A 12,289-nucleotide genomic window follows, 5' to 3' on the forward strand; every position below is an offset into this window, starting at 1 on the left:
TTTGTTCTTGCATTATCGTTTTATTAAAACGTTCCCTGAAATCACTTTAATTATACCTTTCTCCCATTCCTTTTTATTTTAATAAAAAAACTTATCCTACATCCGTTAATTTCGAATAAATCAGATTTAACGGATAGTAGTCTACACCAAAGAAAAATTCATTTTACTGAAACTACTACAGTAAATAGGGGAAAATTCCCGATTGACAAGAAAGATATTTCATATAATTTTGTACTCCCACCCCTCTTAGGATCAAGCAATCACTTTTCTGTACACAATTAATATTTAAAAGAATATATAACGATTAAACAATTATGATGTATGAATTCGAATTCAAGAACTGAAATCAACACCAAAAAGAGCAAAAAAGTTATTTTTTTTGATGGGGTGTGTAACTTATGTAATGGCTTTATTGATTTTGTAATTGTAAGAGATTTACAAAAAAGAATTTACTATTGTTCATTGCAATCTGTTACAGCTAAAGAAATAGTAGCGCATAAGGAACAACTGATTAATCATCCTTTTTCTACTATTTATTATTATGATCAGGACCAACTGTATAGTAAATCAACGGCAATCTTAAAAATTCTACAGGAATTGCCTAAATATAGGTTTATAAGTTCCGTACTACTATACATTCCTCCCGTGATAAGAGATCGCTGCTATCATTTAATAGCTAAAAACAGATACTTCTTTTTAGGTAAGAAAAACACGTGCCGTATCCCATCGGTAAAAGAACAATCTCAATTTTTATACTAATCCTACACTGTTAGAACAATGAAAAAAATATATACAAGACTAATGACTTACTTCACTCCTGTTCTCATGATTTTCTTTTTCTGCAGGAATATCATTTTGGTACAAACAAAAGAAATGGATAGCTGAATGGAGGTTTATTTTACTACCATTAAATTATATGCCTTTTTCGAGATTATTTAATCTGCTTTGAGGTAGTACGCCTCTTACTCCTGCAAACAACTACTTTATCCCCTGTTCAAGATTTAACAAAAGAAAGAAAGACTGATACTTTTTTCTTAGTATTCTCTTATTTTCTAATAAAAACAGATTACTCATCTCGAATAATCTGATGATTTACACAATGACTTTATCCAAGGTTTTGGTGCGCTGTACTTTACCGGTAGGAGTTTCTTCAAAAGTAGTTACAAAATAAATTTCTTTGGGAACTTCGTATTTGGAAAGAATCTTTAGGTTGGCAATAGCTTCTTTCAGAAATTCCTCTATAGTTTCATCATAGGTTTGCTCCACCACAAGAACAACCTTATCTCCCAATGCATCATCCGGAACAGAAGAGACAAAGAATCGCTTGGTGATCAATAATTGTAATTTAGTTTCTATCTCTTCAGGATACAACTTGATGCCTCCGCTGTTAATGACATTGTCATAACGACCTTTCCAGATGAATTTCTTATAACTGTTTAGTTCGATGACATCATTCGTAATAATTACTGCCTCATTACTTAATCTAGGAGCTTTAATTGTCAGGCAGTTACGATCATCTATTCCCAGTGTTATTCCTGGCAATGCTTTAAAAAAACGGGCAACATCTTTCTTCTTTTTTGGATTCACACGTCTGGCTGCTATATGAGACACTGTTTCTGTCATTCCATAGGTCTCATAAATTTTTGTTTTAACTCCCTGAATTAATTCTTTGAGGTTCTCTGAGATGGCTCCTCCTCCTACAATTAACTTTTTTACTAAATGAAGTCTATTTAAGGAGTTATCGAGCTGTAAGGGCACCATTGCACAAAAGTCATATTGCTTGTATACCGTATCTAATGGGTTGGTCTTTGGAGGAACAATATCAAGTTTCCATCCCAATACCATAGCGCGAACCAACATCATCTTACCTGCAATATAAGTAGCCGATAAACACAATAAAGCAGTAGTTCCCTCACCTACCTTAAAAAACTTCCCCGTAGCTAATGCACTTTGGATCATGTGTAGTTTAAATACTTTGATAGCCTTGGGAGTACCGGTAGAACCCGAAGTGTATACTATGATGTATTCATTGCTGTCCAGCCATTCTAATAAGAACTTACCAACCTCCTGTTCATACACTTCTCCTTCCTTTATGAACAAATGCGCTTGTTCTTTTAAACTGTCATTAGTAAATAACTGTTTATTAATGGAAAATTCTTTATGGATTTGGGGGGTAGAAAAATAATTCACTGTCTCCATAATCAAATGTCAATATTATTATACAGGTTTATGTTATGACAGTATGAAAAGATTATTATGTTTCTAATACCTTTTACGAAACTTTTCCCATAAGTTTCTCTTTCCATCCTGTCCATTGGTATTTTTTTGCTAAAATCCCTATAAAAATAGGAAAGACCACAAAAACAGGCAATAATACTTCAAAACTCTTATCAGGTTCTGACATATCTATAAACAAAGAATCGGTTTGAAAAGCAGTCCAATTGGCTGTAATTAATAAGGCCGTAACCAGATTATTAGCCAGATGAAATCCTAAAGCCAATTCTAGTCCTTCATCCATCAACGTAATAATACCTAAAAAGAATCCGGTTCCGATGTAGTACACTAAAATAATAAGTCCTATTTTATCAACTTCTGGGTTTGCCAGATGCATTAACCCAAATAATACAGAAGTCACCACCAATGGCACCCATCGATTTCTGGCTGCCAATCCAATCCCCTGCATCATATACCCTCTAAACAGGTATTCTTCAAAACTGGTTTGAAAAGGAATTAACAATACGCTCAGTAAAAATAGGATTGCGAATTTTTCTGCATCGAAATTCCAAATAAACTGCGATGGATCAATAAAATAACTAATCGTTACGGATGCAACCACAAAAAGTCCCATGAGGATAAACATGAAAAGAATACGCTTCCAGTCAATTTTTTTTCTGCTGGTCGTTAAAGATCTGATTCCCTGACGGTGAACAAATTTGACCCAAAAGAACAATCCCCCTAAAAAGATGACAAATGTGAGGAGGTTTTCTGCAAAAAAACGATTCTTTCCTTTCTCGGTGATTTGTTGTTCGAACATGGCTGCTACATCGACATCAAATGTGGTTACAAACCAATAATTAGCCGCCATTAAACCTAAAAATGCAAGTGGTAGTGGAATATATTTCCACATTCCCAAACTTCCTTCTTTTCCTTTTTCTATATACATTTATAATTATGTGTGTATTAATTGATCAAATTCCCAATGTTGTTCCGGATCATACCGCAACCCTCCTTCACTTACAACTAGAGGAGACGGTATATTATTCGTATATAAACCTCCTGTTCCAAGTCCCTGAGGCAAGTCATTTTCCAAGGTATATGTAAACTGACTAATCGCATTTAATCCGATATTACTCTCTAATGCGCTGGTAATCCACCAGCCGATATTCATGGATTCAGCAAGACGAATCCATTCCATACTTCCTCTAAACCCTCCTATAAGACTCGGTTTTAGTATTATATATTGAGGTCGAATCGTTTCTAATAGTTTCTTCTTTTCTTCATAAGCAAAAATCCCTATAAGTTCCTCGTCTAATGCAATTGGTAATGGAGTCTCTTTACATAGCGATTTCATTTCTGTCGTCTGTCCCTGCTTAATCGGTTGCTCTATACTATGAAGCGAGAATTCCTGTAACTGAGTTAGCTTGGTCAGGGCTTCTGAAGGAGAAAAAGCGCCGTTAGCATCTACTCGTAATGTAATCACGTCACTAGAAAACTGCGATCTGATATACGCTAATAGCGATAACTCGGTATCAAAATCTATCGCTCCTATTTTCATTTTGATACACTGAAAACCTGCTGCCAGTTTTTGAGTGATCTGCTCCTTCATAAAATCTTTCTCCCCCATCCAGATCAAACCATTAATAGGAATATCCTGAATGCCTTTGGTAAAATCAGAAGGAAATAAAATAAACGGATCTCTTGCTCGCAATGACTTAAAAGCCATTTCTACACCAAATTGAATACTGGGAAATGCTATCAGCTCATTATAAAGGGCTTCTTCTCCCAGGTGGATGTGCTCACATACCCATTGTAATTTTTGCTCATAATCTGGTCGGTCATCTATGCTGAGGGTTCTGAGAATACCACACTCTCCAATACCAATGGCAGTACCGTCCTGTAATAGCAAAAACCAGGTTTCCTTAGTAGTCAATACTCCTCTAGAGGTACCACTAGGTCGTTTAAATTCTAAAATATACTGTTGATAAGAAGCTGTCATACGTTAAGAGTTCCTCCTATTTCTAATAGTAGCAATTCTTTATCTTTTGTTACAAATGCTTCACGTGCTTTTTCATGATCAATTTCTATATACCCAAAAGTATCATAATGTACTCCTAATACACGATCACAGGCTACAAAATCACTAGCAATAACAGCATCATCTATTCCCATCGTAAAATTATCCCCAATCGGAAGGATTGCCAGGTCTAACTGCGTATGCAGTGGAATCAATTTCATATCCATGGTCAGGGCTGTATCTCCTGCGATATAAATGTTTTTATCTGCTTCTATAACAAATCCTCCTGGTTGTCCTCCATTGCTTCCATCGGCAAAACTACTGGTATGAATCGCATGTACGTATTTTACCTTTCCAAAATCAAATGTCCAGCTCCCTCCATGATTCATCGGATGCACTTCGATTCCTTTGCTTTGATAATGCATCGCAATCTCATAATTAGAAACAATGATAGCATTGGTGTTTTTGGCAATAGCCTCTGCATCCAATACATGATCTTGATGGGCGTGTGTCAATAAAATGTAATCTGCTTTTATAGCATCAATTGCAATGGCATCTTTTGATAAAGGGTTTCCTGAAATAAATGGATCGACAACAATCGTCTTTCCATTTGTCTCTATAAGTAACGTATTTTGTCCGTAAAAAGTGATATTCATGTCGAATAGTATTTTAATTATTTCAAAAACTTATATAGCATACCCTAAACTAATTAATATAGCTAATAAAAAAGTACTTAAAGCGACTTTTTTTAATTCGGGATCTAATTGCTGAGGTATTGAAGTGTTCCTTACTGTATTAAAATGAATTCCTAACGGAATAAAAGCTATCAGGAAAAGCGCATGTATCCACCGTTCATAAGTCAATCCTAAAAATAACAATAACGTACCTGTTGCTAAGATGAGTAAGCCATAATGGTATTTTTTTCCTTTAGAAAATCCCATTTTAACTACTAATGTATTCTTTCCTGCGGTTTTATCTCCATCGTGATCTCTGAGGTTGTTTAGATTCAGTACCGCAGTACTTAATGCTCCTATACTAATGGCTGGCAGAAAAATATGCAGGGATAACGACTTAGTATATAAAAAATAACATCCTACCACACTAACCAGCCCAAAAAAAATAAATACAAATACATCTCCTAAGCCTTTATACCCATATGCAGAACTCCCCATAGTATACTTCATCGCTGCTGCTATACAAAAAACACCTAAAATCAAATAAAAGACAGAGAAGATCAGGTGCTTACTTCCAAATGAAAGATAAATAAGGTACGTGGCTAATAAAAATGAAATAATAGCAGTAAGAATGATACCATTAAGAAGTTCTTTTTTACTAAGCATTCCAGATTGTAAAGCTCTGGCCGGACCAATTCTTGATTCATTATCTGTTCCTTTCACACCATCTCCATAATCATTGGCAAAATTGGATAAAATCTGTAATCCCAAAGTAGTCAATATCGCAAACCAAAAGACAGGTGATTGAAATAGACCTCCATCCACTTCTCTTATGGTGTTGAGTTCTTTAAACCCCAAAGAGGCTCCTACTATAATACCAGAAACAGAAAGTGGCAACGTTCTCAATCTGGCTGCCATAACCCAGGCTTTTACTTTTGACATCGTATATCGCATTCTAATTATCATTCAAAGGAACAGTAAATTCATCAAAAAAAAAATAAAATTCACATCCAGATATAATCACATAGGTATAAAAAAGAACTTACCTCCTGTATCCGAGGAGGTAAGTGTTGGGGAAAACAAAAAAAGTAAGGGAAAAATTGTAATTGGAATACATGACAAATATAAAACGCTTTGTAGATAAGTAGGTTACGGTTAAACCTCAAACTTTAGCAGGAATACGGGTAAATCACCTTGCACCATGCATATACACTATTGTTATACAGTTATTTATTATAAAAATACACCTATTATTAAAGTGCTAAAAAGTGTGTTTTTTTTTAAAAATACTTCAGTATCGCCAAAAAAAGATTTTATAGAACAATTAAAACGACTAAATTTGTCAGAATTTAAATGTAAACCCTAAAATTTATATTCCTTGAAAAGTAAAAAGGCTGTCAAATTAATCGATAAAATTCTGGGAGATCTTGAAAGAGTTGGAATTATAACCAATACACTTATAGAAGATTTAAAAACACTTCGTCCCTTTGCAATTGAAGAAGAAGTTCCGTTGGTTGTAAAAACCTTACGTCTTACGTATGAACACATAGAGGAGAATGACACTTTTTTAATACCAATCCCTGATGATGATCCTATTGAGGAAGATGAACTGGTATCAGAAAACAATACAACGGTAGAAACAGAAGTAAATCCCGTCGAAAGTTTACAATACCTAATAGCTTTAATGAAAGATCTGGATAATAAAATGAATATTGCAGACCTTAGAGAATACAGCAAAGCATTACGCGATTTCTCTAACTAAGTATCTAGCATAAAATAGCAATAGTTCCCTTTATAAAGTAATTTTTATAAAGGGATTTTTTATTATGCATACATAATTAATTGATTATCAATCCGCCTTTTTCCCACTAAAACAAAAAAACACTAAAAACACAAAGTACTGACAAACAGCAATATACACATAAAAAAACCGTAATTTTCCTACTCAATAGCAGTATTTACCTACAATTTTTGTATTTATATCAACTTCTCCTCTTTCAAACGCACTCTTTACAGAGAAAACTCTTCATTTTAACGTTTTTTAAGATATAAATTTTAACAGTTTAATTTCTTTATTAATCTTTGTACTTGTCAATTATGAACGATACTCTTAAACCTACATGTTCATTAACCCATTTTTTTTAATCATACCCTATATTAAATACTATTAAATTTTAAAGAAAGTGATTAGTCATTTTGCTAATCCATTTTATATGAATCAGTTTAATAATTTTTTAATTTTTCAAAACCAATCTTTATGATTAAAACTACTTTTAATAAAAATGGCAATGGGTCGTTTTTATTTTCAAACAAATTCATCTTACTCCTGACATGCTTGTTCATGTTTTCAGGAGCTGTTATGAGCGCTAAAAGTGCTATTCCAACAAGCACTACTGAAGAAATTGCACTAACTTCTGAAAATAACAGTGAAGATTACGCTTGGTCCAGAAAATGTGTAACTTTCAAAAACACAGGAAAATGTGCTACCGACATTTACATATACGACGGTTGGTACTGCCGATTCAAAAAAAGATTGGCTCCGGGACAAACATGGACTACATATGCATATGCAGGAAATGTATTTAGAGCTGTTGAAGCTGATGCCGGAAGTTTTAATAACCTGAAGTATGACAAAAGATACAAAGTTACTCGCAGACATTCTCAAGTCGTACACTTATGTCCTGAGTACTGTGTAGATCCATGTGATGATCTTACAGTAGATGCAGGAGAGGATGTAGAAGTTTGTAACGAAGAAGAGGTAACTCTTTCTGCAACAGTAGCAGGTACTACTACATGTACTACAGATGCAGAGTCTGACTGTAATCATACGTTATATAAGCACGGAGGATACTGTAGCTGGTACTACCCTCCTTCTAATGCAGCATACTGTGGTAGTGGACATGGTGCTAAGCTATGGACTGCCGGAGGATATGGTACTTCTTTTGTAACAATAGATTTTGGTAAGGTAGTTCCTGCAGGAACAAAAATCCATACCAAAATGAAATTAAAGCACTGTTCTAATACATATTCTAATAAAGCAAGTGCTACTATCAAGGCTTCCTTAAACGGAGATAATGGATTTACTTCTCTTGGAACCGTTAAGTTCTCTTCTCAATATTATGCTGAGTACACATATACATTAGATGCTCCTGCCAGATACGTAAAAGTAATTGACAATGGACAATGTTCTTTCCTAGTTGACTACGTGCGTTATGAAATCGAAGCAACTACTAATGATACTGTAGAGTACGAATGGTCAGGACCTGGTATCGTTGGAGCAAATAATACAAAAGATATCACTGTAAATAAAGCTGGAAACTATACTGTAAAAGTAAAAAGCTGTGACGGATGTGAAGCAACTGATACTGTAAAAGTAAAAATCAACAACTCTCCTGACGTACAGGTAACGTCTGTAGATGCTACTTGCGAAAATGCTACTGGCTCTATCACATTTACATATGAAGATACACCAAACAGAACAAACATTGAACTTTCTATTGATGGAGGAAACAACTTTACAAATGTAAAAGACGATTCTGGTTCTTATACTTTTGATAACCTTGCTCCTGATACGTATGATATCGTAGTAAGATGGGGGAATGACGATTGTCCTATCGAGCTGGATTCTGTAACTATTATCGAAAAAGAAGTAATTACTGTGGATGCAGGAGATGATCAAACAGTATGCAAAGGTGATGAAGTAGTTCTTACCGCTTCTGTAACAGGAGAAGGACAGTGTGAAGAGTGTGTTGAGTATGAATTACTAAACACTGATTACTGTAGAGGATCACAACATCAGTTTGTTGTATTTATTAACGACAACGGAACCAGAAGATGGTTTAGAAATGTTGATATGACATGGACTCTTAATGCAGATGGAACTGCAACTGTAAAAGGGACTGTGTTAGAATATAACAATACTCCAAATACTGAATTTGAAGTAGATGCTACCTACTCTGGGTATACAACAACTGCTCCTGACGGAAGTCCTAAAGGAAATGACTGTCATCAGGAAGAAGATTCTTCTGGGTGGGCATATTATACACAGTTAACTGGTACTATCACACAAGTTGGTGGTGGATTAAGCTACTCTATCGGAAGAAGAGGACCTTCTTTCCAATTAGGTATCGACGCTAATAACTTCGAAGCTACTCCAGGTACAAACGGTGGATCTGGATGGTTTACAATAGACGGAGCACCAGATTCATTTGGTGACTTTAACTTCAACTTCGGAGAATGTATCACTAACAATACTAATGGAGTACAGTATCAGTGGTCTACAGGAGAAACAACACCAAGTATTGTAGTATCTCCATCTGAAGATACTACATATACAGTAACTGTTAATAACTGTGGAGATTGTACTACAGAGGATTCTGTTACTGTATTTGTATCTGATACAAACGTAAGTGCTGGGGATGATGCAAATATTATCGAGGGAGAATCTACTACCTTAACTGCTACCAGCGATAATGCTGTAAGCTATGAGTGGTCTAATGGAGCTACTACAGCATCTATTGATGTTTCTCCAACAACTACCACTACATATACAGTGACTGCTACCAATGCAAACGGATGTACTGCTACGGATACTGTAGTAGTAACAGTAGAGCCAGATCCTTGTACAACTAAGGAATACGATGTTAAAGCATATCCTATTCCAGTAGAAGCAACAGGAATTCTAACAGTGGACATCGCTGTAGATCAGGATCAGGAAGTTACTTATGAAACCTTTAAAATGGATGGTAACAGAACCGGACCTGCTGTGAAGAAGCAAATAAACAGAGGTTGTAATACGTTTACTATCGACCTAGATAAGCATTGTAACTTCTTACCAGGTACAACATATATCTTAAAAATTACTGGTGGAAACTGGACAGAATCAATTCAGTTCATGACAAAACAGTAGTTTTTTTAAAAAACCTATAAATATAAACCCTGCAAGAGTAAATCTTGCAGGGTTTTTTATACGTATCTGTAAATAAAAGCGTTTATAATTTGTAATGATTTTGGGATTAAAACGTCCTAATTTATAGTCAGAAAAAATTATTGAAATTTTATGATTTTTTAATCCTGACGTAGTTTCAAAAATAGTATTTTTACGAACTTTTATTTAAAGAACGCGAATGAAGAGTAATTCAAAATCTGTTAAAAAGACAAGGCTACAACTATTACATCAGTACTATAGTTATACAGGTTTTTATAAGTTTTTGGGAAAGAGTTTAAAAAAAGCCCTTCCTCCTATTCTACTATTTATTGCAGCGCTGTTATTTATAAATTACTTTGTTGTCAATATTAATGATTTACTTATTTATGTAACTGAGAATTATTCTGACTATACCGTTTTTGGTATCTTCTTTGCTTCGGAATCAATTTTGGGATTGATTCCCCCAGAAATATTTATTGCTTGGAGTGATAAGGCCTCCAGTCCTATAACCTATCTTTCTATTTTGGCACTATTGTCTTATCTGGGTGGGGTGGTTTCTTATTTTTCGGGAATTGCTATAGCCAAAATCCCTACGATGAAGAATTACCTGGAAGTAAAAATGGCAAAACATATTAAAAATACCAGAAAATGGGGAGGATTTTTAATTATTGTAGGAGCATTACTTCCTATTCCATTTGCTATTACCAGTATTGCAGCAGGGATTATAGGATATCCACTTACTAATTACCTACTGTTTGGTTTATTGCGTTTTCTTAGATTTTATCTCTATGCAGCTGCTATTTTTAGTTTAATATAGATATACTACTTATACATAATGAAAGAACTAACTCGGTATTTTTATAAGTTACTTATCAAAAATAACGTCTCGCCGGAATTGGCAGAATATCTCAATGTTATTATCGGTGTTATTGTTCTTTTACTTGCTATTTTTATCATAGACCTGATCTTACGCAGAGTTATTCTGGGCATATTTCAGAATTATGCCAAACGCTCCAAAAATATTTTTGATGACTTCTTGGTTAAGAATAAAACCTTTAACTATTTAGCACATATAGGTCCTCTATCGATTATAATCTGGGTAGTCCCCAAATTATTTATAGCCTTTCCAAAAGCAGAAAAAGTGTTGGAAGTACTATTCGATATGCTTGTTATCGTACTGACCATATGGATTGTACGTAGTGTCCTCAGAACCTTTCGGGATTTTTTAAAAACACTCCCATCTTTTAAGGACAAACCTATTGATAGTTATATTCAGGTATTTATGATATTTGCCTGGTCCATTGGAGCTATTCTTATTTTTTCATCTATTACCGGTAAATCCATCTGGACATTTCTAACTGCATTAGGAGCTATGTCAGCGGTGATATTGTTAATATTCAAAGATACCATCCTCGGGTTTGTCGCCAGTATACAAGTAGCTGTTAATGATACCGTTCGTATTGGTGACTGGATTACAATGAGCAAATACGGAGCTGACGGAGATGTTATAGAAATCAATCTATCCTCAGTAAAGGTCCAGAACTTTGATAAAACCATCACCACTATACCAACCTATCACCTAACCTCTGAATCTTTTAAAAACTGGAGAGGGATGCTTGACTCTGGTGGAAGAAGAATTAAACGTTCTATCCTTATCAAAACATCTTCTATTAAATTTCTTTCTGATGAGGACCTGAAAAAACTGGCAGATATCGAATTGCTTAGTGATTATATCGAGACCTCCAGAAAAGAAATTAACGAATTCAATAAGAAACACGCGGTCAACAAGAAGCTTCTTATCAACGGTCGAAACTTATCCAATCTGGGGGTCTACAGAAAATATGTAGAAAAATACCTGGAAAACCACTCATATATTAATAAAGATATGACAATTATGAGTCGCCAGTTAGCCCCAACTGCTCAAGGTACTCCTATTGAAATCTATGCATTTAGCAATGATAAAGTGTGGAAAAATTATGAAATTATCGTAGCCGATATGTTTGACCATTTTCTAGCGGCTATCCCATACTTTGACCTGGAAACATTCGAGCTACAATTTTCTGTTAATTCCTGATTAATTCTAGTGCTATTTTATGTCCAGTACGTACCTTTGCAGCTAGCTAAACTATAAATTACTGTCGTATGCTAAAAGCATTTAAAATTATAAGTTATCTAGAAGGTATTTCCTTTTTATTGATATTGTTTGTGACCATGCCACTTAAGTATCTCTTTGATTCTCCGCAACCCAATCAAGTGATCGGAATGGCACATGGGTTATTATTTCTCCTTTATGTGGTTTTTGCCATTATGATGAAAGAAGAAAGAAAATGGAATGGAAAAACTTTATTCATCGTTCTTATATGTTCCATTATTCCTTTCGGAACTTTCTGGATGGACAAAAAATACCTGAAATAAACTACCTCGTGACGAGTCCACGAGATACTCATTGGAAAT

11 protein-coding genes are annotated in these 12,289 nt (G+C 34.7%); 6 read left to right on the forward strand and 5 right to left on the reverse strand.

Going from position 1 to position 12,289, the window contains the following annotated elements; genetic code table 11:
* Window positions 1-321 precede the first annotated feature (321 nt).
* Complete coding sequence (locus HN014_RS18460; protein ID WP_176030319.1) at window positions 322-759, forward strand: thiol-disulfide oxidoreductase DCC family protein; 438 nt, start codon at window positions 322-324, stop codon at window positions 757-759.
* Between the two features lie 333 nt (window positions 760-1,092).
* Here HN014_RS18460 and HN014_RS18465 read toward each other — a convergent pair whose 3' ends face one another.
* The 5 genes from HN014_RS18465 to menA form a co-directional block, all read right to left on the reverse strand.
* Window positions 1,093-2,199 (reverse strand): AMP-binding protein, encoded by a 1,107-nt coding sequence (locus HN014_RS18465; RefSeq protein ID WP_176030320.1) that lies wholly within the window; start codon window positions 2,197-2,199, stop codon window positions 1,093-1,095.
* A gap of 73 nt (window positions 2,200-2,272) precedes the next feature.
* Window positions 2,273-3,163: a CPBP family intramembrane glutamic endopeptidase gene (locus tag HN014_RS18470; protein ID WP_176030321.1), complete on the reverse strand. Its 891-nt coding sequence runs from the start codon at window positions 3,161-3,163 to the stop codon at window positions 2,273-2,275.
* Window positions 3,164-3,169: 6 nt separating this feature from the next.
* On the reverse strand, window positions 3,170-4,216 hold the full coding sequence (locus tag HN014_RS18475; protein ID WP_176030322.1) for an o-succinylbenzoate synthase: 1,047 nt from the start codon (window positions 4,214-4,216) through the stop codon (window positions 3,170-3,172).
* On the reverse strand, window positions 4,213-4,890 hold the full coding sequence (locus HN014_RS18480) for a metal-dependent hydrolase (protein ID WP_176030323.1): 678 nt from the start codon (window positions 4,888-4,890) through the stop codon (window positions 4,213-4,215). Before HN014_RS18480 ends, HN014_RS18475 begins: the two co-directional genes overlap by 4 nt.
* A 30-nt stretch (window positions 4,891-4,920) precedes the next feature.
* On the reverse strand, window positions 4,921-5,850 hold the full coding sequence (menA, locus tag HN014_RS18485; RefSeq protein WP_176030324.1) for a 1,4-dihydroxy-2-naphthoate octaprenyltransferase: 930 nt from the start codon (window positions 5,848-5,850) through the stop codon (window positions 4,921-4,923).
* A 436-nt stretch (window positions 5,851-6,286) separates the two neighbouring features.
* Here menA and HN014_RS18490 point away from each other — a divergent pair, with 436 nt between their 5' ends.
* The 5 genes from HN014_RS18490 (at window position 6,287) to HN014_RS18510 (ending at window position 12,250) form a co-directional block, all read left to right on the forward strand.
* The gene (locus HN014_RS18490) at window positions 6,287-6,670 is read left to right on the forward strand and encodes a hypothetical protein (RefSeq protein WP_176030325.1); all 384 of its coding nucleotides are present in this window, start codon (window positions 6,287-6,289) and stop codon (window positions 6,668-6,670) included.
* A 495-nt stretch (window positions 6,671-7,165) separates the two neighbouring features.
* The gene (locus HN014_RS18495; protein ID WP_176030326.1) at window positions 7,166-9,817 is read left to right on the forward strand and encodes a hypothetical protein; all 2,652 of its coding nucleotides are present in this window, start codon (window positions 7,166-7,168) and stop codon (window positions 9,815-9,817) included.
* 217 nt (window positions 9,818-10,034) lie between these two features.
* Complete coding sequence (locus HN014_RS18500; protein ID WP_176030327.1) at window positions 10,035-10,652, forward strand: YqaA family protein; 618 nt, start codon at window positions 10,035-10,037, stop codon at window positions 10,650-10,652.
* An 18-nt stretch (window positions 10,653-10,670) separates the two neighbouring features.
* The gene (locus HN014_RS18505) at window positions 10,671-11,909 is read left to right on the forward strand and encodes a mechanosensitive ion channel family protein (RefSeq protein WP_176030328.1); all 1,239 of its coding nucleotides are present in this window, start codon (window positions 10,671-10,673) and stop codon (window positions 11,907-11,909) included.
* A gap of 68 nt (window positions 11,910-11,977) precedes the next feature.
* A complete protein-coding gene (locus HN014_RS18510) occupies window positions 11,978-12,250 on the forward strand; it encodes a DUF3817 domain-containing protein (protein WP_176030329.1) in 273 nt (90 codons plus the stop codon).
* Window positions 12,251-12,289 lie beyond the last annotated feature (39 nt).

The sequence above is a fragment of the Aquimarina sp. TRL1 genome, from assembly GCF_013365535.1.
Taxonomy (GTDB): Bacteria; Bacteroidota; Bacteroidia; order Flavobacteriales; family Flavobacteriaceae; genus Aquimarina; species Aquimarina hainanensis.